The 25,408-nt window shown below is 61.4% G+C and carries 22 protein-coding genes and 1 tRNA gene; 6 read left to right on the forward strand and 17 right to left on the reverse strand.

The genetic code is table 11. From position 1 onward, the window contains the following. Window positions 1-5: 5 nt before the first annotated feature. The 8 genes from NW812_RS01355 to NW812_RS01390 form a co-directional block, all read right to left on the reverse strand. Entirely contained in the window at window positions 6-1,418 is a 1,413-nt protein-coding gene (locus NW812_RS01355; RefSeq protein WP_414393375.1) for a cytochrome c biogenesis protein, read from the reverse strand. Window positions 1,419-1,428: 10 nt separating this feature from the next. Further along, window positions 1,429-2,166 (reverse strand): cytochrome c biogenesis protein CcdA, encoded by a 738-nt coding sequence (locus NW812_RS01360; protein ID WP_414393377.1) that lies wholly within the window; start codon window positions 2,164-2,166, stop codon window positions 1,429-1,431. Window positions 2,167-2,274: 108 nt separating this feature from the next. Beyond that, the gene (locus tag NW812_RS01365) at window positions 2,275-2,793 is read right to left on the reverse strand and encodes an inorganic diphosphatase (RefSeq protein WP_414393789.1); all 519 of its coding nucleotides are present in this window, start codon (window positions 2,791-2,793) and stop codon (window positions 2,275-2,277) included. 82 nt (window positions 2,794-2,875) lie between these two features. Then, window positions 2,876-2,947: transfer RNA gene (locus NW812_RS01370), tRNA-Asn, on the reverse strand. A gap of 47 nt (window positions 2,948-2,994) precedes the next feature. Beyond that, window positions 2,995-4,824 (reverse strand): proline--tRNA ligase, encoded by a 1,830-nt coding sequence (locus NW812_RS01375; protein WP_414393379.1) that lies wholly within the window; start codon window positions 4,822-4,824, stop codon window positions 2,995-2,997. A gap of 90 nt (window positions 4,825-4,914) precedes the next feature. Next, window positions 4,915-7,917, reverse strand: coding sequence for a translation initiation factor IF-2 (gene infB / locus NW812_RS01380; protein ID WP_414393381.1), 3,003 nt, complete (start codon window positions 7,915-7,917; stop codon window positions 4,915-4,917). 300 nt (window positions 7,918-8,217) lie between these two features. Further along, window positions 8,218-8,538, reverse strand: coding sequence for a YlxR family protein (locus NW812_RS01385; protein WP_414393383.1), 321 nt, complete (start codon window positions 8,536-8,538; stop codon window positions 8,218-8,220). A gap of 38 nt (window positions 8,539-8,576) precedes the next feature. Continuing rightward, window positions 8,577-9,425, reverse strand: coding sequence for a two-component system response regulator (locus tag NW812_RS01390; protein ID WP_414393384.1), 849 nt, complete (start codon window positions 9,423-9,425; stop codon window positions 8,577-8,579). Between the two features lie 376 nt (window positions 9,426-9,801). Between NW812_RS01390 and NW812_RS01395 the strand changes: the two genes are divergently transcribed. Together NW812_RS01395 and NW812_RS01400 are read left to right on the forward strand one after the other, a co-directional pair. Then, window positions 9,802-10,200, forward strand: a complete 399-nt coding sequence (locus NW812_RS01395) for a DUF4346 domain-containing protein (protein WP_414393386.1) — start codon at window positions 9,802-9,804, stop codon at window positions 10,198-10,200. 84 nt (window positions 10,201-10,284) lie between these two features. Next, window positions 10,285-13,134, forward strand: coding sequence for a tetratricopeptide repeat protein (locus NW812_RS01400; protein ID WP_414393388.1), 2,850 nt, complete (start codon window positions 10,285-10,287; stop codon window positions 13,132-13,134). Here the strand turns inward: NW812_RS01400 and NW812_RS01405 are convergent. From NW812_RS01405 to NW812_RS01420, 4 genes are read right to left on the reverse strand one after another with little or no spacing between them, the layout of a single operon-like run. Continuing rightward, complete coding sequence (locus NW812_RS01405) at window positions 13,118-14,740, reverse strand: copper resistance CopC/CopD family protein (RefSeq protein WP_414393390.1); 1,623 nt, start codon at window positions 14,738-14,740, stop codon at window positions 13,118-13,120. The two genes, NW812_RS01400 and NW812_RS01405, sit on opposite strands and share 17 nt — an antisense overlap. A gap of 17 nt (window positions 14,741-14,757) precedes the next feature. Continuing rightward, the gene (locus NW812_RS01410) at window positions 14,758-15,324 is read right to left on the reverse strand and encodes a YcnI family protein (RefSeq protein WP_414393392.1); all 567 of its coding nucleotides are present in this window, start codon (window positions 15,322-15,324) and stop codon (window positions 14,758-14,760) included. Window positions 15,325-15,368: 44 nt separating this feature from the next. Further along, the gene (locus tag NW812_RS01415) at window positions 15,369-15,692 is read right to left on the reverse strand and encodes a hypothetical protein (protein WP_414393394.1); all 324 of its coding nucleotides are present in this window, start codon (window positions 15,690-15,692) and stop codon (window positions 15,369-15,371) included. Beyond that, the gene (locus tag NW812_RS01420) at window positions 15,692-16,039 is read right to left on the reverse strand and encodes a c-type cytochrome (RefSeq protein WP_414393791.1); all 348 of its coding nucleotides are present in this window, start codon (window positions 16,037-16,039) and stop codon (window positions 15,692-15,694) included. Before NW812_RS01420 ends, NW812_RS01415 begins: the two co-directional genes overlap by 1 nt. A 144-nt stretch (window positions 16,040-16,183) precedes the next feature. On the opposite strand from NW812_RS01420, the gene dnaG reads away from it, so the two are divergent. Next, window positions 16,184-18,082 carry a DNA primase gene (gene dnaG, locus NW812_RS01425; RefSeq protein ID WP_414393396.1) on the forward strand — a complete coding sequence of 633 codons (1,899 nt, stop codon included), beginning with the start codon at window positions 16,184-16,186 and terminating at the stop codon, window positions 18,080-18,082. Here dnaG and NW812_RS01430 read toward each other — a convergent pair. The 4 genes from NW812_RS01430 to NW812_RS01445 form a co-directional block, all read right to left on the reverse strand. Then, a complete protein-coding gene (locus tag NW812_RS01430; protein ID WP_414393398.1) occupies window positions 18,062-19,303 on the reverse strand; it encodes an NAD(P)/FAD-dependent oxidoreductase in 1,242 nt (413 codons plus the stop codon). The genes dnaG and NW812_RS01430 overlap by 21 nt on opposite strands. 102 nt (window positions 19,304-19,405) lie before the next feature. Continuing rightward, window positions 19,406-20,200, reverse strand: a complete 795-nt coding sequence (locus tag NW812_RS01435; RefSeq protein WP_414393399.1) for a photosystem II manganese-stabilizing polypeptide — start codon at window positions 20,198-20,200, stop codon at window positions 19,406-19,408. A 116-nt stretch (window positions 20,201-20,316) separates the two neighbouring features. Continuing rightward, window positions 20,317-21,060, reverse strand: a complete 744-nt coding sequence (gene hisG / locus NW812_RS01440; protein WP_414393400.1) for an ATP phosphoribosyltransferase — start codon at window positions 21,058-21,060, stop codon at window positions 20,317-20,319. Between the two features lie 49 nt (window positions 21,061-21,109). Beyond that, complete coding sequence (locus NW812_RS01445; protein WP_414393402.1) at window positions 21,110-21,499, reverse strand: DUF1818 family protein; 390 nt, start codon at window positions 21,497-21,499, stop codon at window positions 21,110-21,112. A 62-nt stretch (window positions 21,500-21,561) separates the two neighbouring features. Here NW812_RS01445 and NW812_RS01450 point away from each other — a divergent pair, with 62 nt between their 5' ends. The 3 genes from NW812_RS01450 to NW812_RS01460 all read left to right on the forward strand — a co-directional run bounded on the left by NW812_RS01450 (window position 21,562) and on the right by NW812_RS01460 (window position 24,890). Then, window positions 21,562-23,202, forward strand: coding sequence for a SpoIID/LytB domain-containing protein (locus NW812_RS01450; protein ID WP_414393403.1), 1,641 nt, complete (start codon window positions 21,562-21,564; stop codon window positions 23,200-23,202). An 8-nt stretch (window positions 23,203-23,210) separates the two neighbouring features. Further along, window positions 23,211-24,218, forward strand: a complete 1,008-nt coding sequence (gene era / locus NW812_RS01455) for a GTPase Era (protein ID WP_414393405.1) — start codon at window positions 23,211-23,213, stop codon at window positions 24,216-24,218. A gap of 69 nt (window positions 24,219-24,287) precedes the next feature. Further along, window positions 24,288-24,890 carry a glutathione S-transferase family protein gene (locus tag NW812_RS01460; protein WP_414393407.1) on the forward strand — a complete coding sequence of 201 codons (603 nt, stop codon included), beginning with the start codon at window positions 24,288-24,290 and terminating at the stop codon, window positions 24,888-24,890. Between the two features lie 52 nt (window positions 24,891-24,942). Here the strand turns inward: NW812_RS01460 and smpB are convergent, their stop codons facing one another. Beyond that, window positions 24,943-25,407 (reverse strand): SsrA-binding protein SmpB, encoded by a 465-nt coding sequence (gene smpB / locus NW812_RS01465; protein ID WP_414393409.1) that lies wholly within the window; start codon window positions 25,405-25,407, stop codon window positions 24,943-24,945. Between the last annotated feature and the right edge of the window lies 1 nt (window position 25,408).

Genomic DNA, 25,408 nt, shown 5'->3' on the forward strand with positions numbered 1-25,408 from the left:
AGAGCCTAGAGGCTGGCCTCGGCAGGGCGAGACTCTTTCTCCCCAGAAGGAAAGGAGGCAAGCCTTTGCTGCTCCACCAGGCGGGCAAACTCCTGCTCGAAGGTCACTAGGGCGCGGTTGGTTTTGCCCCCTAGGTAGAGTCCTGCCTCCGTCTCCAGGGCCCAAACCTGGCTGTAGCTGAAATAGCTCATCACCACTCCCAGCATCAGTAGCCCAAAGCCAAGGTAGACAAGGGGGATCCCTGGATCCGATTTAACCTGCAGGCCGGTTGCACCGATAACCTCATCCAGGTGCAGGGTGAGGCGGTTGGGGAAGCGCTGCGGGGCAACTTCGTCGAGAGCTAGACTCATGCCCTGGCGCAGGGATCCTATCCACTGGCCCTCGGTGTCGTAGAGGAGAGCTGTCCCCTGCAGATCCGGCAGCAACAGCGTCAGGCCCTCGCTAAGATCCGGCCGGGTGGGGATAAAAGCGCCCCAGAGCTTGTTGCCCGCCTGGTTGGGCACCCGCACCACTGGGATCTGGAAGGGGGGGCTGTTGTTGAGGCGGATGCGGATGCTGTCGATGCTCCAGTCGGCCTGGTAGAGGGTCACACCCTGGTAGGAGAGGGGATGGTTGACAGAGAGGGTCTGGCGTTTGACCTCCTGGCCCCCAGCCAGAATGGAGAGGTCAGAATAAAACTGCTTCACCCGCCCGTCGGGAGCATAGTCAATCCAGAAGCGGTTGACCCGAATCTGCCAGGTGGGCAGACGAGCCAGATCCCCTGCGCCGGTGATGTGTTCGATGGCGGCAACCCCGCCGCTGGGAATCAGCTCCTGGGCCGTGAAGCCGGCAAGGCTGCCCCAGATAGCCCCCAACAGGATGAGCAGCAGGCTGACGTGCACCAGGATGGGGCCGAACCGCCCAATCAACCCCTTGCGGGCATAGAGGCAGGATCCCTCCTGAAACACAGCGTAGCCCCCTTGGCGCAGCCGCTGCGGCAATCCTTGCAGGGATTGCTTGGGCAGATAGGTCCAAAAGGGCAGCCGCTGGAAGGAAGGGGGGCGGGTGAGGTAGCTCCAGCGACGGGCCGCCTTGAGCATCGGCCATTGGCGCGTGAGAGAACAGGCGGCTAAGCTGCTGCCAAGTAGGATCAAAAGAGCCAGAAACCAAGGGGTGCGATAGACGTGATCCAGCCCCAGCTTGAGGATCAGCCGCCAGGTGAGAAAGCCAAACAGGGCCGGCTGCTCAGGGTAGTGGGCCTGATAGAAGGCCACCGTTTCCTCTTGCTCGATTACCGTGCCGATGGCACTGAAAACAGCAATTGCCAAGAGAAGGCCGATGGCTAGCCGCAAATCCGCCAGCAGCGGCAGCAGTTCATGGCGCAGATAGCGCCGCAGGGGGGAAAGCCACCGCGCCAGCGGGGCAGAATCCTTGGACATACAAGCTCCCCTAGGTCCAAGCCGAGAGGATGGTGACGGTGCCGAACCCCACCAGCACCAGGCCACTGGCATAGGTAAGCCAGCCCGACCAGCGCCGCAGGGCCAGCAGTTGCTTAATCGCGCCGGTAAACACCCCCGCCAACAGCAGCGGCAAGACCAGCCCCAGGGCGTAGGTCAGCAGTAGCCCACCCCCCACCCAGGGCTGCCCTGTGGTGGAGACCCAGCCTAGCAAGGCCACCAAAACTGGCGTACTGCAGGGAGAGGCTGCTAGACCAAAGGTGGATCCCAGCAACACCGACCGGCCTAGTCTGGGCCACTCGCCAGGGATCTCCAACCCGTTAAACCAACTGGGAAAGCGCAAGGGGATGACCTCCAGCAGGTTCAGGCCCATGAGGATGGCGAGCCCGCCCGCTACTAGGGATCCAAAGGGGGTGGTTTGTCCGTAAACCCGGCCTAGCAAGGCTGCTCCCAAGCCCAGCAGGCTGAGGGTCAAAGCCACACCAACGGCAAAGCCCAGGGATTGCACCCAGACCTGCCGGCGCACCTCTCCGGCCGCTGCGGGGGCGCTGGGAGTGTAGCCGCCGATGTAGCCGATGGTTACCGGCACCATGGAGAGCATACAGGGGGAAAGGCTGGTAACCAGACCTGCTAGACCCACTGCCAGCAGGCTCAGGGGAGAAAGGTGCTGCAATTGACCTTGAACCAGCTCCGCTGCCCACTGCTCCAGGTGGTAAAGGATATCCGCCATAGAAGAAGCCGTCGCGTCTAAACCTAGGCTAGCTCAAAGAACCTGGAGAACTTGGCGCTGACTGGCCAGCGCCCTCAACGGCAGCTCCAGCTTGGAAAGCCTGGGGAGCTACTTGGGCTGTTGGCAGGCGGCAATGCTGCTGGCGATAACGGCCTCGGTTTCGGCCAGGCCTTTCCAGCCCAGAATCTGGGTTTCTTTCTTCTCCAAGCGCTTGTAGGTGGCAAAAAACTCGGCAATCTCGTCCAGGCGGTGCTGGGCAATATCTTCCAACTTGGTTACAGAAGCGTAGCGAGGATCCTTAGCCGGCACACACAGCAACTTCTCATCCGGCTCCCCCGCGTCGATCATCTGCAGCATGCCCAGCGGGCGCACCGCAATCACACACCCCGGAAAGGTCGGCTGATCCATGATCACCAGGCCATCCAAGGGATCCCCGTCCCCTGCCCGCGTGTTGGGCACAAAGCCATAGTCGTAGGGGTACTGCACCGAGGAGTAGAGCACCCGGTCTAGGATCATCACGCCCATCTCTTTGTCAAACTCGTACTTGTTCTTACTGCCGCCAGGGATCTCGATCAAAAGGTTGAGCAAGCCTGGCTCTGGTTGGGCAGGGATCCGCGACAGGTCGATCACAGCCAATACCCTCGGAAGAGGTGACGAAGAAACAGCCAGAGGGCATTATACCCCCTGGCTTGAGATTTCAGCTAGCAAGCTCCTCGGGCAAGATTCGAACTTGCGACCAATCGGTTAACAGCCGACCGCTCTACCGCTGAGCTACCGAGGATCGAGACATATCCCATCATAGGGAAAAAACCGCTGCAAGGCAACTCCTCAGTCGGGCACCGCTAGAGCAGCGGCGAGGCGCTCTTTCAGGGTAGCCACCACCGCTTCAATGGGAAGATCCACGGCCTGACCGGTGGCCCGTTCCGCCAATTCCACCTTGCCCTGCTTGAGGCTGCGCCCCGTAGTCAGGCGATAGGGGATCCCGATGAGATCGGCATCTTTAAACTTGACGCCGGCTCGCTCATCTCGGTCGTCCCAGAGGGTTTCGATACCGGCAGCGTCCAGCTCTTGCACCAATTTTTCTGCCACCTGCATCTGCTCCGGGTCAGCAGTGTTGGGCACTACCACCACCACGTGGTAGGGGGCAATGGCCACCGGCCAGATGATGCCGTTGGCGTCGTGGGACTGTTCCACCGCCGCCTGGGCTAGTCGCGATACCCCAATGCCGTAGCAGCCCATCCACAGCGGCTGCTCAACGCCGTGCTCGTCGGCAAAGGTAGCCCGCAGCGGCAGCGAGAACTTGAGGCCCAACTGGAAGATATGGCCAACCTCAATGCCCCTTGCCCCCTGGAGCACCTGGTCAGGGTTGAATAGACAGCGATCTCCTGGTTGGGCTTTGCGCACGTCAACCACCTCCGGCAAGGGGTACTGCTCCCCCCAGTTGGCTCCCACCACGTGTCGCCCCACCTGGTTGCTGCCAGTTACAAAGTTCTTCAGCGAGGCTGCTGTCTGGTCAGCTAGGCGCAAAATCTTGGGGGCAAAGTGTTCCTGCGGGCCCAGGCAGCTATCGGGCAGGTCAGGGGCAATGTAGCCCACGGGAACCGGATCCCCTTGCCAGCTTTTTTGGATCTCAGCATCTGCCAAAGTGAGTTTGAGCAGCTTCTTGGCTTGGTAGCGCTCCGCCAGACGGTTGAGGTGGTTGGCCAACTTCACTTCATTGACCTCTTGATCCCCGCGGATGCTGAGCAAAACCACCACCCGCAGGCCGTTGTCGTAAAGGGCCTGGTAGAGCACATTCTTGACAATCAAAGTGGGGGAGATCTTCAAGAAAGCCGCCAGCTTCTCGATGGTTTCCGTTCCCGGCGTATCCAGAACCTGGAAGGCTGTGTAGGGAGACTCGGCTGCCGGCGGCGGAAGGGAGACGGCTTTCTCCACATTGGCAGCATAGGAGCCATCGGGGGTGTAGAGGATCTCGTCTTCCCCGGCAGAAGCCAGCACCATGAACTCCTGGGACATTGCCGAGGGCCCGCCAATGGCGCCCGCATCGGCCTCCACCACGCGAAACTGCAGCCCGCAGCGACGCAGGATGCGGCTGTAGGCGCGGTACATATCCTGGTAGGTCTGGCGCAGGCTCTCTTCAGTGGCGTGGAAGGAGTAGGCGTCTTTCATGAGGAATTCCCGGCCCCGCAGCAGGCCAAAGCGAGGTCGGATCTCGTCGCGGAACTTGGTCTGGATTTGATAGAGGATTTGCGGCAACTGGCGATAGGAGCGGATGAGATCCCGGGCCAGCAGGGTAATCACCTCTTCGTGGGTGGGGCCCAGGGCCAGCTCGCGCCTCTGGCGGTCTTCGAGGGCAAACATGATCCCTTCTGCCTGGGTATATACCTCCCAGCGGCCCGACTCCCGCCAGATCTCCGCTGGCTGCAACTGGGGCAAGAGACACTCCTGGGCCCCAATGGCGTTCATCTCTTCCCGAATGATGTTCGAGATCTTCTGCAGCACCCGCCAGAGCAGGGGCAGATAGGTGTAGATCCCGGAGGAGAGCCGCCGGATAAAGCCGCCTCGCAGCAGCAGCTTGTGGCTGGCCAGCTCTGCTTCGGCAGGATCCTCCCGCAGGGTTACAAACAACATCTGACTCAATCGCTGGCTCCGTTGCATTCCTCCTTTCCCCTTGACAACTGCCTCCAGTGTTCTCAAGCAAGTCCTCCCCCTGGGAGGGATCCCAGAGACTCTAGGCCGCCCAAATGACTAGGCAGGCGCTAGGGTCCGCCGCTTGGTAACCATCTGGTAGACCTCAATAATGTCCCCTTCTTGCCAGGCGTCGAACTTCTCGATGGCGATCCCACACTCGAAGCCGGCAGTTACCTCCCGCACGTCGTCCTTGAAGCGTCTGAGAGAGTCGAGGCGCCCCTCGTAGACTACCTCTCCTTTGCGGCGAACCCGCACCAGGGCATTGCGCTGCACTTTGCCGGAGAGCACGTAGCTGCCGGCAACGGTGCCGCGGCTGATGGGAATGACTTTGCGCACTTCCGCCTGGCCCAGCGGCTCTTCTACCTCCTCCGGCTCCAGCAGGCCTTCCATGGCTGCCCGCAGGTCGTCCAGCAGGTTGTAGATGATGTCGTATTCGCGCACATCGACCCCCTTCTCGTCGGCAGCCCGCCGCGCGCCAGGGGCAAAGGTGGTGTTAAAGCCCAAGATAATGGCGTCGCTGGCTGCTGCCAGATCCACGTCAGTCTCGGTGATCTCCCCAGGAGCTGCCAGAAGAACCCGCAGGCGCACCTCCTCTTGCGGCAGATCCTGCAGGGCCGTCTGGATGGCCTCGGCGGATCCCTGGACATCTGTTTTGAGGATCAGGTTCAACTCTTTGAGCTGGCCTTCCTGAGCTTGAGCTGAAATGCTAGCCAGGCTGACGCGGCGAGAGAGCGACGCCTGTTGCAAGCGGCTTTGCCGCAGCGCCTCCGCTCGCTCCTCAGCAATGCGGCGTGCTTCTTTCTCATCGCTGTAGACCTGGAACTCATCCCCTGCCGCTGGCACCTCCTCCAAGCCCAGCAGTTGTACCGCTGAAGAAGGCCCGGCCTCCTGTAGCCGTTGGCCGCGGTCGTCCATCATTGCCTTGACGCGGCCAAACACTGCGCCCGCCACTAGCGTATCCCCCACCCGCAGGGTGCCGTTTTGCACCAATAGAGTGGCCACTGGCCCCCGCGCTTTGTCCAGGTGGGCCTCGATAACAGTGCCGCGAGCGGGACGATTGGGGTTGGCCTGCAGCTCCGCCACATCCGCTACCAACAGGATCATCTCAAGCAAGGCGTCTAGGTTGCGGCGGGTGAGAGCGCTGACCTGCACCATGGGCGTGTCGCCACCCCACTCCTCCGGCACCAGCCCATGCTCTGCCAGCTGTTGCTTGACGCGCTCCGGCTGGCTGCCGGGCTTGTCAATCTTGTTGATGGCCACAATGATGGGCACCTGGGCTGCCCGCGCATGGCTGATGGCCTCCAGCGTCTGCGGCTGCACCCCATCGTCGGCAGCCACCACCAGGACAGCGATGTCAGTAACGCTGGCACCGCGGGCGCGCATGGCCGTGAAGGCCTGGTGGCCAGGAGTATCCAGAAAAACAATGCGCCGCTTTTGGCCCTCAAAGTCTACATCCACGTGGTAGGCGCCAATGCGCTGGGTGATCCCACCGGCTTCTTGCTGGGCCACGTTAGTGTGGCGGATGGCATCGAGCAAAGTGGTTTTGCCGTGATCCACGTGACCCATGATGGTGACCACCGGCGGACGGGGCACCAGATGGTCAATGTCCTCCAACTCAAGCATCTCGCTTTTCCTAGCTTTGGGCTCCGTCTCCGGCCGGCGGATCTCATAGCCCAACTCTTTGGCCACCGTCTCAGCCAGCAACTCGTCTAAAACCTGGTTGATGGTTACCTTCACCCCCTTGAAGAAGAGGGTTTTGATGATCTCAGTTTCCGACACCCGCAGGCGCTGGGCTAATTCCTGCACACTGAGGCTGCCCTCAAGAACCAGAACCTTCTCTTGCGGCGGCAATTCCGCCGTCTCCTCAGGGGGGCTAGTTTTAGTGGATAGCTGCGGGGAGCGCTCAGCAGCTGGCCGAGGGCGCGGGGTTGAAACAGCCGCTGTCGACGGACGCTGGGCAGGGGGCTTGGCAGTGGGACGGGGCAAGGGCTGGATGGCGTTTAGCTGCGCTTGCTTGACGGTGGAGATCGCCGTCAGAGAATCCAAATCCAAGCCATCTCCATCTCCTTCCTCGCGTCTGCGTTTGCGCTTGCGCTCGGCCTGCCTGCGGCTGGATCGCCGTTCGAGGGCTTTTAGCTCCTCATCCTCCTCTTCTTCCACCGTCTTGCGCTTGACCTTGGGCGTGGCAGGCCGCCCAGGAGCCTCGACCGGCACGGGAGTGGAGATCCCTTCTGGCAAGGGGGGAGAGGATGCTGGCTCGGCGGGAACCGCTTTAGCGGTAGGACGGGTGGGGGGCCCCACCAACTCCAGCCGCCGCTGGGGACGAGGAGCCTCCTCCACTTTGCTGGGGCTGTCTTCCTTTTTGGGAGCTGCTGGCTGGCGCTCGGGAGGACTGGCAGGGCGAACAGGTGGGCCCACAAGCTGGGGACGCGGTTGCTGGGCAGTTGGGGGAGGAGAAGCCTTCGCTTCTGCAGGACCAGGAGCAGGGCTGGGCTCGGAAGCCGCTTGAGGCGACTCGGGCCGTCGTGGAGGGGGGAGCACCGTTGGGCGCTTAGCCGCCGGAGCAGGGCCGGCCTGGGGGCTAGCTGCTTTGGCTACAGCCGGCTCAGGTCGAGCTGGAGGGGGCGTCGGCTGTGGCCTTGTCTCACCCACGCGAGCAACTGGTGGCTGCGGCGGGCTGACTGCAGGAGCCTCTTTTGGCGGAGGGATACGCTCAGGTCGCTGCAGCAGCGTTTTGGGAGGACTGGCTTCACTAGGGGGGGCTGGCTGCTGAGGAGGAGCGGGCCGGCGAATGCCAACAATAGCCTGAGGGCGCTCGCTCGCCTTGGCTTCCGCCGCCGGCTCAGCTGGCGAGCTTCCTTGCGGCTTGCTCCGCGGGCGAGGTGGTTTCACAATAGGGGACTTGCCCAGCTTGCTACGCACCAACTCAGCCTGCTCTAGGGAAATGGTGCTGCTGTGGCTCTTGAAAGGGATCCCCAGCTGCTCACAAACCTCCAGCACCTCGCGATTGTCACGCCCCAGTTCGCGGGCAAGGTCGTACAGTCGAACTTTGTCGGTCATTCCTCTGCTTGCCTCTGCTCCTCTCTCCTTGTCAGTTTTACAGGAGTTGAATCAACCTCAATTAACGGATTGAGACTAAACCTGCTGCAGCATAATTCCAGGGGGAATCTAAGTCCAAAAGGGCCGGGGGGCATAGGCAACTAGGGCAGGAAGCAACACCGACAGTGCCTTTTTAGGATAGCCCTTCTACAGTTCCCAGAAGTTGGCCACGGCCAACCTCCCCCAGCCCCATTCTGACAGCTAAGAGGGGCTACCGTGTAGCTGGAACGGAGTGAACCCGGTACCTTGACCGATTCAGGGCTACTGAGGTTGCTCTGAGACTCGCCCTTCAGGGACTGATGTCTCCTGTAGGCTTTCTGCCTCAGAACTGCGCAGCAGTTCTTGCTCCAGCAGTTGCCACAGCGAGTCGGGCACCGGCGCCTTGAGGGCTCTACTCATCTGGTGCCTCCGCCGGGCTGCCTGCAAGCATTCTAGCCGGCGACATAGGTAGGCAGAACGACCCATGCCTCTGCCCAAAAGCACCTGGTGAGTGTCGTATTGCCTAACCAGCCGCCACAACTGGGAGCGGGGAAACAATTGGCGGCAGCCTACACAGCGCCGTAGAGGATCTGCGCCTGCCAAAGGATTTGCCTTGAGGAGCCTACTGGGCCTAGTCTACTTCAACTGGGGCAGCCGTGACTGCAGAAACTCGAAGAAAGATCCCGCCAGCCCTTGGCCGTTTCTTCCCGCAGGTCAACGGTGAAGGCACGCTTGTAGGGTCGCTCCGAGGTGAGGGCGTCGTAGATATCGACAATCTGGAAGATGCGGGCCACCAGCGGGATCCCATCGGGATAGCCGCTGCCATCCCAACGCTCGTGGTGGTGGCGGATGAGGGGCAGCACATCTCTCAGGGTGCGCAGCGGGCGGCAGATCTCCTCTCCAATCAAGACATGGGATTTCATCACCTCCCACTCTTCCGGCGTATGCTTGCCCGTTTTGCCCAAAATCGCATCAGGTATGCCCACTTTGCCGATATCGTGCAGGTAGCCTCCCCAGGTCAGCACCTTGATTAGAGGACGGGGTAGCTGGAGAAACTCGCCAAAGCTTTTGGCTAGTTGTGCCAGGCGCTCACAGTGATCCCCAGTGATGGGATCCCGGCTTTCCACAATGCGGGCAATGGCAAATAAAGCTTGGGCGGCATGATCCAAGTCTTCGTTCAAATGCTTCTGGTGAACGAGGGAACGCACCCGCGCCAGCAATTCCGCCTCGTCAAAGGGCTTGCCGAGAAAATCATCGGCCCCCGCCTCAATGCCCCGCAGGCGATTTTTGCGGTCGCTAGCCGCTGTCATCAGCACCACCGGGATCAAGCGCGTCTCCCCATTGGCCTTGATGCGCCGACAGACCTCAAATCCGTCGAGCCCCGGCATCATCACATCCAACAAAATCAGATCCGGCTGCAGGGTTTGCACCATTTGCAGGGCCTGCTGGCCATTTTCCGCCTCGCTGACCCGGTAGCCAGTGCTCTCCATCCCTCAGCAACAGGCGGCTGTCGCGCTGATTGCCCACAACGAGGAGGTGCCCGGCCTGCCCGCTTTCCGTTGTTAAAGGGGTTACCTCAGGGATCCCAACCCCCCCAAGCCTCTCAGCTTCAGCCGAGTGCATTTTGGCAAAGACTGTCGCTCGCTCACTGCTTCCACGGTAATCTCACCTTCCACCTGCAAGCATCCGCCTTTTCGCTGAGTTTGCCAAGGCTTTAAGTAACTGCCAATGCTTGAAAAAGCACTGGCAAACTCTAAGACTTCTCCTGAAGCAAGGGATCCCATTCCTCGGCCACAATAGGGATAATGAAGGTAGTCTTGGCTACGTTTTTGGCACCCGTTTTGCTAGCTTCTTGGCAACTTTACTATGTCGTCTTTCTCCTCTGAGTCTCTGCGGGAGCAGGTGCGCCGCATTGATGACCAGCTTTCCCGCCGGCCCCTGGAGCTAGACCCGGCAGGCTACTTTGTCATCTATGTGGATCGACAGCAGCAGCTCATTTGCGCCAAGTACTACAGCACCGTGATCAATGAACGGGGGCTGGCCACTGACCCGGAGACTGGAGCAGTGATCCCAGCGCGAGGGCCAGTTAATCGCTCGCCGCAGCGGGTGTATGTTGGGCGGACGGCCAAAGAGTTGTGTGTCCAGATCTTTGAAAAGGAAAGCGAGAAGGTAGTCTCCCAGCTTAGCCACGCTGCCTACCTGGGGCGGGAGTTCCAGAAGGCAGAGGCGGCCCTCATCTCCGGCGAAGAGTACGTGCAGGACTAGGGGCAAGCTCGCTGCAGGGGAGCAGCTTGTGGCAGAATCGAGCCAGCTTGCTGTGACCAAGGTCACAGCGGGGCAAGCTGGGCTATGGAAGACAAGGTTAAGCCGGGAACCCTTCTGCAGGGACGCTACGAAATCCTTGGCCTTTTGGGGCAGGGGGGCTTTGGGGTTACCTACAAAGCGGTGGATCGCGACACTTTCAATACTCCCTGCGTGGTCAAGCGCCTGCGCCCCCTCCCCACCGATCCCTACACCCTGGCCACGGCCCGCAAGCTGTTCGAGCGGGAAGCCAAGGTTCTCAACCGGCTCAACAACTACGACCGGGTGCCCCGCCTCTTGGCCCACTTCGAGCAGGATCAGGAGTTCTACCTGGTTGAGGAGTTCATTGCTGGGCACGATCTCGGCCAAGAGCTGGTGGCTGGCCAGCCTCTAAGCGAGGCGGAGGTCGTCAAACTGCTGTGGGAGATTCTGGAGATCCTCCACTACGTCCATGCCCGTCAAATCGTGCATCGGGACATCAAGCCAGCCAACCTGATGCGCCGCGACGCCGATGGCAAGCTGGTGTTGATTGACTTTGGGGCGGTGAAGGAGGTGGGACGACTAGGCAGCCCTGCCCCTAGCCAAACCCAGTTGGCGACGGTGATTGGCTCAGTGGGCTACATGGCCCCGGAACAGCTCAACGGCAAGCCCCAGCCCTGCAGCGATATCTATTCGGTTGGGGTGCTGGCCATTCAGGCGCTCACTGGCCGTCCCCCCACCAAGATCCCAGACGATCCGTGTACTGGCCAGCTCCTCTGGCGGGATCTGGTGCCGGTTAGCAAGGAGCTGGCGGAGATTTTGGATCGCATGGTCTGTCCCCGCTGGCAGGAGCGCTTTCAATCGGCGGCTGAGGTAATGGAGGCGCTGCGGCCTCTCCTGCCTACCTCCACCGAAGGTGTAGCGCCTGCTCTCTCCCAGCTTTCGGTGGATCAGCTCTTGGCGATGCGCTTGGTAACCCGCGGCCAGGAAAAAGCTCGCCAAGGGGATCTGCAGGGGGCGATTGCCGACTACACGTTGGCCATCCAACTGGATCCCCAGAATGGCCGCGCCTATAGCCAGCGGGGCAGTGCCCGCTACAAAAGTGGCGACTGGGCAGGAGCTGTGGAGGACTTCACCCAGGCCATTCAACTGACAGGGGATGCCCGTGCCTATGTCAACCGCGGCATCGCCCGCTACCGGCTGGGGGACTATGAGGGGGCAGTTGCCGATTACACCCACGCTCTCCACCTCAACCCCAACTGGGCCGTGGCCTACTACAACCGCGGCAACGCCTACCGGCAGCTCGAGCAAAACCAAAAGGCCATCGAGGACTATTCCCGCGCCCTTGAGCTCAATCCCGAGGAAGTACGGGCTTATTTCAACCGCGGCGTGGTGCGCGGCCATCTGGGAGATGCGCAAGGGGCTGTGGCCGATTTTTCCGAGGTCATCCAACGAGATCCCCAGGATGTGGAAGCCTATTTCAACCGGGGCGTGGCGCGGGCGCAGTTGCTGGACTTTCAGGGAGCGATTGAAGACTACACCCAGGCGCTGCAGCGGGATCCCGCCCACTCTAAGGCCTACTACCACCGCGGCCTAGCCCGCCAAGCTTTGGGGGATCCCCAGGGGGCCATCGAGGATTTTTCCCAAGCCATTGCACTGCAGCCTGCTGGGGCCTCTGAGGCAGGGGTGGCAGCGCAGGCGGAGCTCTATCTGCAGCGGGCTATAGCCTACCTGGGCAACAACGCCCTGGAGGCAGCGCTGGCTGACTGCGAACAGGCGCTCCGCCTTAACCCGGAGCTGGCGCCGGCCTATTTCTACCGAGGGCTGGCCCGCCAGGAGTTGAGAGATCCGGCAGGCGCCTTAGCCGACTTCAACCGCGCCCTGGAGTTGGATCCCCAGCTGACCAAGGTCTACCTCAACCGTGGGATTGCTCATCTGGATCTGGGCCAACTGGAAGCGGCTCTTGCCGACTTGAACCAGGCCATTGCTTTGGATCCCAGCGATGCCAGGGCCTACAGCAGCCGCGGGCAGGTCCACAGGCTTTTGGGGGATCCCTTGGCGGCCCTGCAGGACTACACGGCTGCCCTGGAGCGGGATCCGAACAACCTGCAGCTCTATTTCCACCGTGGCCAGGCCCATTTCGACCGAGAAGATTGGCCGGCAGCCTGTGCGGATTTCTCCCAGGTGCTGCAGGCGGCAGCCCAAGCTGAACCAGAGCTGCTAGCCAGTGCCCATCTGCGCCGGGGCATGGCGCGGCAACGGCTGGGGGACTGGCAAGGGGCCCTGGCGGATTTCACTGCCCTAATCCAAAAGCAGCCGCAGGCGTCTCAGGGATTCGCCCTGCGGGCGGCGGTACATCTGGCTTTGGGCAACCAAGAGGCAGCGCTAGCCGATCTTGACCAGGCTTTGAGCTGCAACTGCGACTGGGGGCTAGCTGATGCCGCCCTGGCCTACTGTCAGCGGGGGGATCTGCACCGCCAGGCCAACCGGCCGGAGCAGGCCATTGCCGACTACACCCAGGCCCTGCTCCTGAACCCCCAGGAGCGTCAGGCTCTCTTCTGGCGGGCCCTGCTGTGGGATCAAAGGGAGGAGACCGACAAAGCGCTGGCCGACTACACGCAACTGCTGCAACTGGAGCTAGAGCCCCAGGAGCGCCTCTTGGCCCTGAACAACCGCGGCTGGGCCCATGCCCAACAGGGAGATTTTGCAGCGGCCCTCCAGGATTACACCCAAGCCATCACTCTGGATCCCGCCCACTTCAAGCTTTACCTCAATCGCGCCCTGGCTCGTCTTGCCCTCGGCGATTGGCAGGGAGCTTGCCAGGACTTCCAAACGGCTCTCCAGCTGCAGGACTACGACGGACGGCTCTTGGAAGCAGCGGCAGGGATCCCTTCACTTGCCCCTACAGGACAACTCTGATGTGCCCACGCCGCTCCTCAAAGTCGCTGATCAAGAGCCGCACCTCAATCTGCCATTCTCCCCCTGATGTTAGGGGCACATTTTCAACCGCAAACTGGCCGGGCTTCTTCGGCAGCAGTTGTCGGCGCAGAGGTGGGATCCCGCGTTCGGGCAGGGAAAAGGCCAGGTTCAGCTCCTGGGCTGGGATCTTTTTAACCTCCACTTGAACCCGGTTGTTACCAGGGCGACAGGGCAGGATCCGCAGGGAGAGGCTGCCTTCTGGCCAGCTCAATTCCTCTTGGCAGGACGGCTCTGCAGGGGAGCTCCTCTCCTGTCCAGGCGGAGCTTGAGCTACCAAAAAACTGGTCAGGGCCAGCACCAGGATCAGTCCCACCAGCTCCAGGCGGACGATCTGGCGCAGCAACCGGCCCACCGCCTGCCCACCCTGCCGTAATGCTGGCACCAGCCGAAACTTGTTGTGGGCGCCCAGCCCCACCATCATTAGCACTATCAGCAACTTGGCCCAAAGGTATCGCCCATAGGGATGATCCCAGTCCCAGCCGCCGTGAATCCCGGCCATTCCCATCCCCGCTAGGATAAGCCCCGGCACTGCCCAGGTGGCTACGTCAGAAAACCGCTGGATAATGCCTACAGATGGGTAGGGAGGAGCTTCCCTGCTCAGCAGGCGCTCCAGCCCCCATAGCCCCCCTAGCCAAAAAGCCGAGCCGGCTAGATGTAGCCCCAGCAGCGCCATCGTTCCTGCCGGATACTCGCTCGTGAGGGCATGACCAATGGGCAGAAACGATCCAATGACCAACACCGAGCCCACACTGCTGGCCCAGGCGGCGCCTCCCTCGCAGGCCCAGATCAGAACTCCTAGCCCCACTAGCCGCAGCCCCGTACCCCAGCCATAGGGAGAAAGCATCACACTCAGCAGCTTTTGCCCATTGAGGTGGGGGTAAAGCTGGGCCAAGTGCAAACTGAAGGCCACCAGAGTCAAACTCAGGGTGAGCCAAGCTGCCACGAAAGCCCAGGCCTTAAAGGACTCCGTCCCGCTGGCGCGAACAGAGAGCTCTATTCCATCTGCCCCCAAAACGCTCGAACGCCCCTGCAACAGCCGCCACCAGCCCAACACCCCCACCACAAAGAGGCTGCCCAAGTAGATCCCCCAGCGCACACCCACTAGCGGCCAATGCAGGGGATCCCTTTTTCGAACCTGGGCCGCCCTCACCGCTTGAACCAGCTCTGGATCTGCAGCCCCCACCTGGAAGACAAACGAGCCACTCACCGGATGGGAATCAGCGGAAATGGCCCGCCAACTGACAAGGTAAACTCCCGCTGGGATCCCCCGGGGCAAATCCCCCTGAAGCGCCTCGCCCCTGCTCACCAGGTTTTCCAGGGGCAATACCTGTCCATTTCCGTCCAAAACCTGGAGCTGCGTAAGCTGCACCGGCTCATTGAAAACCAGCCGCACTTGCGTCGGCGCTTCCTGGAGCACCGCTCCATCTTCCGGGAAAGTGGAGAGCAAGCTGGCATGGGCGAAAGCGGGCGGGATCCCAGCCGTCCACAGCAAGAGGCCGAGGATCCCAGCCCAAGTCCAGGCAAAAACCCTTCTAGGGCGAGGCATCCTGCCCACCAGGCCGCCTAGCGGCTGCCGTGACCATGACCCTGTCCACTACCTCCACCTGTCAGCTTCAGCAGCGGGGCCGGCTCCGGCAAGCTCTTGGGATCCTCGCCCGGCTGCGCCACCTGGATCCAGCGGTGCACACCTTTTTCGCACTCCTGGATCACCGGGATGGGGATGACCTCGCCGGGCCGATCCGGCAGCTTGGCGCGGATGCTGAACTCATCCATGAGGTCATCGGGCAGCGAGCCGCCACTCCAGATCACTTCGGCAACCGTTTCGGTGATCATCTTCCCATGGGACTCGTATGGGGTCTTCAGCGGCCTTTTGACCGTCTCGACGTTCCACAGAGGGTGCACCATCGGCTTCACGGAAACAAATCCCTCTGGGATCTGCACCCGCAAGCGCTTGGTTGGGGAGCCATCACATCCATGGGGTACGCGAAAGGTGAGCTTGGTGTAGCTGCCTGCCGGGGCTTCTTGGGGATGGACGGTAACATGAGCCCAGGCAGAAGAAAGAGGCAAAAAGCTCATACCCAAAGCCAGCAGAGATTTTCTGGCTAGAGCTAAGTAACTTTGCAGACCCATTTCCAATCTCCTTTTTTTCCAATTTCTTTAGTTTTCCAATTTCTTCAGGGATGGCGATGGGATCCGTGGGATTCCATCAGGCTCATGCTGTGCTGGCCCCAACTGGAGAGACCCATGGACACCAGGCCGGCGCTGGCCAAGCCCATGGACACCAGCCCAAAGGAGAGAGCGCCCATGGCTACTAGGCCAATGGAGAGGATGCCGTGGGTGACCACGCCGATGGCTACCACCCCATGGGCAGAAATGCCCACCGCCACTAGCCCATGGGCCCCTATGCCCACTGAGAGAAGCTGGCGGCGGGATCCCTGGACTTGACGACCCTGCTCCTGCCGCACCTGAGGTGCCACGGCCACTTCGTCCTGGGCCATTAGCCCTTACTCCAGTTGTGCTCAGCGCGATCCAAGACGTAGGCGGCCACCGCCTCGATCTCTTCTGGCTTGAGGAGCTTGCCAAAAGCAGGCATGGCCCCTTTGCCGTTGCGCACCTGGGCTTGGATTAGCTCTAGCGTATCCACGTGGTACTCGTGCAGGGCAGCCAGGGAGAGATTTTTAGCCGGCACTATCGAGTTGCGCCCGTTCAAGTGGCAGCCCACACACTTGGCCTGAAAGACCTTGGCTCCTAAAGCCAAATCCGGCTCAGCAGAAGCCACTTGCGGGCTCCAAAAGACAGCGGCACCGACAAGCAAAAGCAGCAAGAAGAGTTTGACGATCCGCATTTTCCTCTCAACAATTTGCAAAAGACTGGTCATGGAAAAATCCAGCTTTTGAAGCTAGACCATTATCTCTAGCGGGTCAGGCCACGTCAAAAGACAGCCTGTCGAGTCCCCCTGGCTACCATGGGGTGGAGGATCCCTAAGGCCATGAGCAGTCTGCCGCCGGAGTTCATCCAGTTAGTGCGCCAGAAGGCCGACATCGTTGAGGTGGTGGCCGAAAAAGTGGTGCTGCGCCAGCGGGGGCAAAACTTTGTCGGCCTCTGCCCTTTCCATGACGACCACAAGCCCAGCTTTCACGTCAGCCCCAGCAAGCAGATCTACAAGTGCTTCGCCTGTGGCGCCGGGGGAGATGTCATCCGCTTTGTTATGGAGACCGAGCGCCTTTCCTTTGCCGAAGCCGTGCGCTGGCTAGCCCGCCGCTACCATGTGCCTGAGCCCAAGGGATCCTTCTCCCCAGACTACGAACGCCAGGTCTCGCGTCAGGAAAAGCTGCTGGAGATTTTAGCCATGGCCGCCGACTTCTACCGGCACGCCCTCCACTCCCCGGTGGGATCGGTGGCTAGGGAGTATCTGCATAGCCGCCGCTTGAGCGAAGAGACCTGTCAACAGTTTCAAATCGGCTTTGCTCCCTCCGGATGGCAGTCGCTCTACGAGTACCTGGTTAACCAGAAGCGCCAGCCGGTCAAGCTTCTAGAAGAAGCCGGCCTGCTGGTGCCGCGCCAGGGAGGAGGCCACTACGACCGCTTCCGCAACCGCATCATGCTGCCCATTTTTGACCTGCAGGGGCGGGTCATCGGCTTTGCCGGCAGGGCTTTAGGAGAGGAGCAGCCCAAGTACCTCAACTCCCCAGAAACGGAGCTTTTCAACAAGAGCCAGGTGGTCTATGGCCTCAACTTTGCCCGCGAGGCCATCGCCAAAGCCGACCAAGTTTTGGTCGTGGAAGGGTACTTTGATGTGATCGCCCTGCACCAAGCCGGCATTGCCTATGCGGTAGCCGCCATGGGCACGGCCCTGACACCGCACCAGGTCAAGGCTCTGCTGCGCTACACGCCGTCCAAGCGGGTCATCCTCAACTTCGACGCCGACCGCGCTGGGTTGAATGCCGCCCTGCGGGCTGTTCAAGCCGTTGAGGAGCAGGCGCGGCGGGGGGAAATCGAGCTGCGCATCCTCACCCTTCCTGCTGGGAAGGATGCCGACGAATTCCTGCGGGAGCACCCGGCTTCCCAACTAGAGGCCTTGCTGGCTCAGGCTCCCCTATGGCTGGACTGGCGGATTGAACAGGTGCTGGCCGGTCGGGATCTCAGGCAGGCCGCCGATTTCCAACAGGCCTATCAAGCGCTGGTGCAACTGCTGGCCGGTCTAGGTGGACAATGGCGCTCCTTGTATATCCACAAAGTGGCGGAATTGCTCAGCCGGGGCAACGCTCGCCTTAGCCGCAATCTGGAAGAGGATCTGCGACGTGCCGTGCGCCAGTACCGCTGGTCAAAACCCCAACAACCCGCTGCCGACCGGGGATCCAAACTCTTGCAGTCCGAGTCCCATCTTCTGCAGATCTACTTGCACTTTGCCGAGTACCGCCGCGAGATCCGCCAGACCTTGATGGAGCGGGAGCTGCAATTCAGTTTCCGTCCTCACCGGGAGCTGTGGCAGCGGATCTTGGAGCTGGTCTCGGCCCAGCCGGAGCTGGAAGACGAGGAGGAGGGTCTTTTGACCGCCCTGCGCACTCTCTGCGCCCAGGACGACGCCCTCAACGAGCGCCTCAGCCACCTGCTCTGGCAGGACGAAACTACCCGCGTAGCTCTGATGCGTCCACGCCTGGTGGTGCGGGCTGCTCTAGCCAACATGGAGCTGGAAATTCGTCAGAAGCGCTACCGCTACTGGACACAGCTCTGGGAGCAGGCCTTTTCCGAAGGCAACACCACTCTAGCCGCCCAATACCAGGCCAGCATTCACCAGGAATATCAGGCTATCTTGGCCTTGCAGCGCCAGGTGCAGCTTAACCTGGAAGATTTGCTGGAGACAGCGCTAGCGGAGGAGTGGACTTAAGCAGTTCCGGGTCCGCTCTCCCTCAAGAGAAGGGGCAGGGGGGGAGGGCGCAGTGAAGCGCGCCGGCGAGAGACTGGGGAGCCACTCATCTGCCTGGCCATACGCCTGCTGGGCAAAGCGGCGAGCTAAGGCCGGCAGGATGGCCAAAGGGCTGCTGAAGCCGGAAAAGAGTTGTAGCCCTTCCCAGCCGGGCAGGGATCCCACCAAAGGATAGTGATCGCCGCTGAAGGCCACCAAGCAGTGACACCAGCGCCCGGGCAAGTGGGCCACTTGGGGTAGGTAGCGCCCCACCTGGGCCCGGATTTGCGCTTCGCCGCTAGTGGCATCCAGCTGGGCTTGAGGATCCGTCAGCACCCGACTGATCTGGCCCAGGCGAATGCTGCCGTCTAGAAATTGCAGGATCCCGACATCCAGGATGGGCGGGCAGAGCTCCTGCCCTGGCTTGTCCCAGAGGGGATCCCGGTCGGGGTGAGCCGCCTGCCGCTCCAGCTCCAGGCGCTGCACCGGCGCGCTCATGACGATGGTTCTCAGCCGCACTGCCGCAGGCTCTAGCTCGAGGGATTCGGCGTGGGTGAAGTAGATAGGGGCATAGATGCCAGCTTGACGCAACAAAGCCCGTGTCCAGCCGCCGGCGCACACCACCACCTGGGCTGCCCCGTGGAAGTCGGTAGGCGTCTCTACGCCGGTGATCCGCTGCCCTTGTCGCCGCAAGCCGGTTACGCTTTGGAAAAGCAGGGATCCCCCCAGGCGTTGGAAAGCCCTCCGAAAAGCCAGGGTTGTCAGCCAGGGGTGGATGTGGCCGTGCTGGGCCCAGAGCACGCCCTCCAGGGCCGCCGGCTGCAAAAGGGGCTCCAGCTCACAGGCCGTCTCCACCGGAATCCGCTGGGGTGGGATGCGACAGTCGGCTAGATCCGCCTCCACCGTTTCCACTGAGTAGCCAGGAGCAACCAATAGGAGCAGATCTAGCTCGCGAAAGTGAATATCTGCCTCCAGCTCCTCTGAGAGAGTGCGGTAGCGCTGGATCCCTTCTTCCCCCAGAGCTTTGAGCAGGGGAGTTTTTCCAGCCCAATGAGCTAAGCCACCGTAGCTATAGCGGGTGGCACTGGCGGGCAGCGCCTCCTTCTCAAGGAGAAGAACGGATCCCCCCTGGCGGGCCAACTCATAGCTTAGGGCTGCTCCGGTGATCCCGCCGCCGACAACAATCCAGTCATAGTTGGCCATGCCTGTCGCGCTCCTCGGGTTGGCAATTGCTCCGCCCTTGCCAGGAACACCAAAACAGGCAGGGATCCGCCCCTGCCCTGGAATGGCCTGCCTCAGGCTTTTTTAGGACTCCTGCGCCAGACGGGCATAAAACAGGCCCTGAACGCGAACGGTGCGAGGTTCCAGTGCCCCTTGCTCGGTACTAGACGGCTGAATGCTAACAAAGGAGCCAGCGATTTCTCCAGTGCTGGAATCTACGCGAGCAATGCGCAGCGACATTTTCCCCCGGGAAATCTCGTCCACCTTGCGGTTGGCCGCAAAATCCTCCTTGGCCGCCTGCAGCCCCACAGCCGTGTCGTAGCCAGTGCTAGAACCCCGCCCCCGCGAGTCGAGGAAGCTGCTGGTACGGTAGCCGGGCACCAAGAACTCGCCTTCAAAGTCCGTTGAGGGATCGATGACCGACCCTTGAGCGGTGGCCACCAAGTCTTTCACGCTAAACAAAAAGGGCACCAGCTCGCGGCGAGGCAACTGACCGGTGGTCGGCTGGAAGGTGATCCCATCCACCACTTTGAACTCCAAGCCACCCTCTTTGGCAGTGACTTCCGCTTTAATCGGCCCCAGGGTAGCAGCCGAGATCATGATGTTCTTGGCTTTGATAAACTCTTTTTCCCCGTTCCGTTTTTCTTCTTCCACCTCAATTTGCACGGGCTGGAAGCAGACATCGGTCAGCTTTAGGGATTCCCCCTGGGGCACCTCAATGCGGCCGCGGGCATTGTCCGAGACCGACGGGCAAATAGCCGCCTTGCCTGTGTTGCGGATCTGGTCGTAGGTTAGAGGGGCCTTGGCTGCCTCAGCCCGAAAGGCGAAAACGCCTAGACAAAGCGCCAGCAGGATGGCGAGCAGGGGACGGTACCGCATAATCAACCTCGAAAAACCTGTTTTGAATCTCTTGGGAAATAAACCAGTGCCCCCATTGTACGCAATCGCAATCCGCTCTTTGCTAAGCCAAGCAAAGTTTCTTGACTAGGCAAGAACTAAAGCTGGCTAACCGCTAGAGATCCCAGCCAGTGCTCCCGGATTTGGGCCACCAGTTCACCGATGGGCTGCTGGTTGACCCGGTAGCTGGTGGGATGGGCAATCAGGCGGGCTGTGCTCTCGAAAAGACAGTCCCGCTCCACCAGGCCATTTTCCCGCAGGGTGCGCCCGGTGGCCACTAAGTCCACAATGGCATCAGCCATGCCCGTGAGGGGAGCCAGCTCCACTGAGCCGGCAAGGGAGATGAGCTCCACCGGCAAATCCAGGCGGTCGAAATACTCGCGGGCACAGCGGACAAACTTGGAAGCTACCCGGGCATAGGGCGGCAACTGGGCTGCTGAGGTGTAGGGGCTGTCTTGGGGAAGAGCCACCACCATGCGGCAGTAGCCAAACTTTAGGTCCAACAGGTGGGCTACCCCCGCTTCCCTGCCGGCGTAGCGCTCCCGCAGGACATCGTAGCCGACAATCCCCAGCTGGGCCTGGCCGTACTCCACGTACACCGGCACGTCCTGGTTGCGCACCAGCAGCGCCGCGTAGCGCTGTCCCTTGAGCTGGGTAGGGGATTCAATGCGCAGGAGGCGATTGGCCGGATCCAAAAAGCGGCTAAAGTCGATCCCTACCTGCTGCAGACAGCGGATGGCATCGGCTAGCAAAGCTCCCTTGGCGAGGGCAATGGTGATCGGCTGACGGTCGGGAGGATGAACTTGGCAGTCGTGCAGCTGAAGATCCAAAGCTGTCGACATGAAGGGGGCCGCTGTCCCAGGGCAACTCCCAATCCTAGCAACTGCTAGGTCATCTGTGCTCCCGAAACTGGGCAAGAGCACGGCACAGCCCCGGGACAGCCTCTGCTGGCCAGAAGCCCTCGCCGCGCCGGCCCTGGTGCAACTGTAGGTAGAGATCCCAGGCAGCGGGGCTGCCGTGGGCAATCAAAGTTAGCGAGGGGAAGGTCTGCTCCAGGGTGAGGCTCTCTTCGGCCATCAGTTGGGAGGCCATGGCCTCCATATCCCGCTGCAGGCAGTACACCCCCTGCCCAAAAGCTTGCCACTCCTCTTGAGTTAGCTCCAGCGCCCAGGTTTCTCCTCCCACAAGGGCCACAAAAGGAGAGCGCCGGGGATCCCAGCCCAGTCGCCAGCCGGATCCCTTACAGAGAGGAGAGGGGGTAGAAGAGAAAAAAGCCTCCATGCTGGGTTAGGCCAAAAAGATGCAGGTAGAATCAACGGGTGCGTTACCAGCATAAAGCGCCGATGCTCAGTTACCAACCTCCCCCCACCCAGCGGCGGTTTCCTCTCCAGGGCACGCTCGGCTGGGGTGTGCTGCTTGCAGCTTTGGCGTTACGCGCCACACTCGGAGAAACCTGGGCCACGGTGGCTACCCCGCAAAACCCGATCTTACGGGTGGGCATCCTGCAGCACTTTGGTCGCTCTGAACAGGATCAGGTGGAGTTGGCAGCGCCAACCGGGTCGCTACTGACGCTGGAATTTCCCCAGGCCGACGGCAGCACCCAGAGGCAGCGCACTCCGCGCGTAACTGTCGGGATCGTCAACCGCGCCTTGGCCACTCCAGAAACCGTGTACCGCCTTGTTCTCAGCAGCCACAAAAGTTTTGAGAGCGCCGAGGCCAGCGCCAAGCGTTGGCAGGCTTTAGGGATCCGCACCGAGATTGCCCAGCCGCAGGAGTGGCAAGTGTGGGCCAGCCGCGCCTACACCCCTCAGCAGTTGGCCCAGATTCAGCGCTATGCCCAGGCCAAGGGGATCCCCCAGGTGCGGCTTGAGGTCCAGCAGCGGCGCCAACAGCCCCAGCTAAGCTGGGTGCATGGCCACTTTCGCTACCACCGCACCCGGCTTCAGGTAACCTCGGACGCGGGCTATCTGCGGGTAAACGACCGCTACTATGCCGGCTCGATTACCATTCAGCCTAACGCCTACGGCAGCTACACCGTGGTCAACGCCGTGCCGCTGGAAACCTATCTGCGGGGGGTGGTGCCCCACGAAGTGGGGCTGGGAGCTCCCTTTGCTGCCATGGCCGCCCAGGCAATTCTGGCGCGCACCTACGCCCTCAAGAACCTGCACCGCTTTCAGGTCGACGACTACCACCTCTGTGCCAACACCCACTGCCAGGTCTACAAGGGGCTGACGGGAACCCATCCGCGGGCGGACGAGGCCGTTCGCCAGACCAGCGGCTTGGTGCTTACCTACAATGGCAAGCTGGTGGATGCTGTGTATTCTTCCTCCAACGGCGGCATCTCGGCAGGCTTTGAAGAAGTTTGGGACGGCGAGCCGCGCCCTTACCTGCGCCCCCGCGCTGACATCGCCCACCAGCCCGCTCAGCCCTTTGATTTGCGGCGGGAGAGCGACTTCAAGGCCTTTCTGGCCCGGCGGGAAGGTTTCCATGAAGCAGGGGTATCCCGCCTTTTCCGCTGGGAGTTCTCCCAATCCCTGGCGGAGCTAAACGCCCAGCTGCGGGCTGCCCAAGAGTACCTCGGGATCCCTCTCCCCGAGTGGACGACCATCCAGGGGCTGCAGGTTCTGGAGCGCTCGGTCAGCGGCCGGGTGCAGGCGCTGCAAGTGGATCTAGAGACACCCCAAGGATCTCACTCGCTGGTTTTGCGCAAGGATCAGGTGCGCCTAGCTTTTCCCCGTCTCTACAGCACCCTGTTTCGCGTCGAGCCCCTAAAACAGGGCAAGGAGCTAGCGGGCTACCGCTTTATCGGCGGCGGCTTTGGCCATGGAGTGGGTATGAGCCAGTACGGCGCCTACACCCTAGCCCGGCGGGGGTTGAATGCAGCCCAAATCCTCGCTTTCTACTACCCTGGCACGACCCTGGCCAAGCTGGGATCCCTCCCCGAGGCTTCGCTGGCTGACCAGTCCTTGTCCGTCCAGAGGTAGCGTTCCCCATGGCAGCAGAGCAGCAGAATGCCGGCCATCCTCCGCTTGAGGAGCAGGAGATCTCAGCCCCGCTGGAGCCCGTTCAAATAAGGGGGTTGGAGCCCTCTGCCCTCCCCGCGGCCCCACCAGGGTTTAAGTCGGGGTTTGCGGCGCTCATTGGACGGCCCAATGTGGGCAAGTCCACTCTCATGAACGCCCTGGTAGGTCAAAAGATCGCCATCACCTCCCCTGTGGCCCAGACCACTCGCAACCGCCTGCGCGGGATCCTCTCCCTCCCCCAAGCCCAGATCATCTGGGTGGATACTCCTGGCATCCACAAGCCCCTCCACCGACTGGGGGAGATCTTGGTGCACAACGCCCAGGCCGCCATTGGGAGTGTGGACGTCGTTCTCTTTGTGGTGGATGGCTCGGTGCCAGCAGGTCGCGGCGACGCTTTCATTGCCGAGCGGATCCCTGCCACTACTCCCTGCATCCTTGTCTGCAACAAAGCCGATCTCCTCAAAGACGCTGCCACGCGCCAAGCTCACCAGGAGAGCTACCAGGCCCTGCGGCCCGCCGCTCCGGTGGTTTGGGTGTCTGCCCTGGATCCCGGCAGCTTGCCACCCCTTATCCAAGTCACCGTCGACCTGCTGCCGGCTGGGCCCTACTACTATCCGCCAAACCTGGTCACCGATCAGCCAGAGCGATTCATCATGGCGGAGCTCATCCGGGAACAGGTGCTGCTGCACACCCGCGAGGAAGTGCCCCACTCGGTGGCCGTAACCATCGACCAGGTGGAGGAAACCCCCAAGGTTACCCGCGTCTTGGCCACCCTCTACGTGGAGCGGGACTCGCAAAAAGGGATCCTCATTGGCAAGGGAGGGGAAAGGCTCAAGCAAATTGGCCAGGCTGCCCGCCTTCAGATTCAAAAGCTCATTGCCGGCAAGGTGTACCTGGAGCTGTTTGTCAAGGTGCGGCCCCACTGGCGGCGCTCCGAGCACCTCCTGCGCGACTTCGGCTACCGCCTCGAGACGTAGGGATTGAGCAGAGCGGCGGTTGCGGCTAATCATGGAAATGGCAATGCTTCCCGTGGAAGGCTAAGAACCATGCTGCGACTGTACGGGATCCCCACCTCTGGCAATTGCTACAAGGTGGAGCTACTTCTGAGGCAGCTGGGGATCCCCTATGAGACGGTTGAGGTGAACTCCCGCACCGGCGAGAACCGTCGCCCCGAGTACCTGGCCAAGAACCCCTTGGGCCAGATCCCGGCCTTGGAGCTAGAAGACGGCACGGTCTTGGCCGAGTCGGCTGCAATCTTGGTCTATCTAGCAGAAGACACCCCTCTCTATGGCCAGACACGTCTGGAACGGGCTGAGATCTTGAAATGGCTGTTTTTTGAGCAAACCCGCATTGCTCGCTACATTGCCACTACCCGCTTCCTCGTGCGGACTGGCCAGGCCGAGGCCAACGCCGAGCTGATTGCCCAGAACCTAAAACTGGGCACGGAGGCCTTGGAGATCATGGAAGGCCATCTGAAGGGGAAAGAATTCTTTGTGGGCAACCGCTACACCATCGCCGATCTGGCCCTCTTCACCTATACCCACGTGGCGGAGCAAGGCGGATTTGACCTCAAGCCCTTCCCCAACATCCGCGCCTGGTGTGAGCGGGTCAAGGCCACCGAGCGCTTTTTCCCTCTCCCTGGAGCCTAGAGGTCTCCCTGCAGCCAATCGATGCATCGGAGCTACCGAGAGCTGGCAGTCCCTAGCGCCCCTTGAGCTCGCGCTGGATTTCCCGCCGCGTCTCCCGTTCCTTAATGGCTTGCCGCTTGTCGTGGAGCTTTTTGCCGCGGGCCACGCCCAGGTGGGCTTTGATCCAGCCGCGGTTGAGCACCAGGCGCAGGGGAACCACCGTCAGGCCCTTTTGCTCCACCAAACCCCGCAGGCGATCAATCTCACGGCGGTGCAGCAGCAGCTTGCGGCGGCGGGTGGGATCGTGGTTGAACTCCTTGCTGGTAGTCCCGTGGGGGGCAACATGCAAGTTGTGCAGCCAGGCCTCGCCATCGCGAAAGAGCGCAAAGGCATCTTGGAGATTGGCTTTGCCTGCTCGGATGGACTTGACCTCCGTGCCGGTGAGTTGGAGCCCAGCTTCGTAGGTCTCCAAGATCTCATACTCAAAGCGGGCGCGGCGGTTTTCCACTAGAGTTTTGACGTTGGGATCCACAGCCATA

This window comes from Synechococcus sp. O70.2, from assembly GCF_047462135.1.
Taxonomy (GTDB): Bacteria; Cyanobacteriota; Cyanobacteriia; order Thermostichales; family Thermostichaceae; genus Thermostichus.

Coding starts and splice junctions, on each gene's coding strand:
- NW812_RS01430 (WP_414393398.1), bottom strand. CDS start 19,303: ATGGCCAACTATGACTGGATTGTTGTCGGCGGCGGGATCACCGGAGCA.
- hisG (WP_414393400.1), bottom strand. CDS start 21,060: ATGTCGACAGCTTTGGATCTTCAGCTGCACGACTGCCAAGTTCATCCT.
- NW812_RS01460 (WP_414393407.1), top strand. CDS start 24,288: ATGCTGCGACTGTACGGGATCCCCACCTCTGGCAATTGCTACAAGGTG.
- smpB (WP_414393409.1), bottom strand. CDS start 25,407: ATGGCTGTGGATCCCAACGTCAAAACTCTAGTGGAAAACCGCCGCGCC.
- NW812_RS01390 (WP_414393384.1), bottom strand. CDS start 9,425: ATGGAGAGCACTGGCTACCGGGTCAGCGAGGCGGAAAATGGCCAGCAG.
- NW812_RS01435 (WP_414393399.1), bottom strand. CDS start 20,200: ATGCGGTACCGTCCCCTGCTCGCCATCCTGCTGGCGCTTTGTCTAGGC.
- dnaG (WP_414393396.1), top strand. CDS start 16,184: ATGAGCAGTCTGCCGCCGGAGTTCATCCAGTTAGTGCGCCAGAAGGCC.
- era (WP_414393405.1), top strand. CDS start 23,211: ATGGCAGCAGAGCAGCAGAATGCCGGCCATCCTCCGCTTGAGGAGCAG.
- NW812_RS01445 (WP_414393402.1), bottom strand. CDS start 21,499: ATGGAGGCTTTTTTCTCTTCTACCCCCTCTCCTCTCTGTAAGGGATCC.
- NW812_RS01420 (WP_414393791.1), bottom strand. CDS start 16,039: ATGCGGATCGTCAAACTCTTCTTGCTGCTTTTGCTTGTCGGTGCCGCT.
- NW812_RS01400 (WP_414393388.1), top strand. CDS start 10,285: ATGGAAGACAAGGTTAAGCCGGGAACCCTTCTGCAGGGACGCTACGAA.
- NW812_RS01355 (WP_414393375.1), bottom strand. CDS start 1,418: ATGTCCAAGGATTCTGCCCCGCTGGCGCGGTGGCTTTCCCCCCTGCGG.
- NW812_RS01360 (WP_414393377.1), bottom strand. CDS start 2,166: ATGGCGGATATCCTTTACCACCTGGAGCAGTGGGCAGCGGAGCTGGTT.
- infB (WP_414393381.1), bottom strand. CDS start 7,917: ATGACCGACAAAGTTCGACTGTACGACCTTGCCCGCGAACTGGGGCGT.
- NW812_RS01450 (WP_414393403.1), top strand. CDS start 21,562: ATGCTCAGTTACCAACCTCCCCCCACCCAGCGGCGGTTTCCTCTCCAG.
- NW812_RS01375 (WP_414393379.1), bottom strand. CDS start 4,824: ATGCAACGGAGCCAGCGATTGAGTCAGATGTTGTTTGTAACCCTGCGG.
- NW812_RS01415 (WP_414393394.1), bottom strand. CDS start 15,692: ATGGCCCAGGACGAAGTGGCCGTGGCACCTCAGGTGCGGCAGGAGCAG.
- NW812_RS01405 (WP_414393390.1), bottom strand. CDS start 14,740: ATGCCTCGCCCTAGAAGGGTTTTTGCCTGGACTTGGGCTGGGATCCTC.
- NW812_RS01395 (WP_414393386.1), top strand. CDS start 9,802: ATGTCGTCTTTCTCCTCTGAGTCTCTGCGGGAGCAGGTGCGCCGCATT.
- NW812_RS01410 (WP_414393392.1), bottom strand. CDS start 15,324: ATGGGTCTGCAAAGTTACTTAGCTCTAGCCAGAAAATCTCTGCTGGCT.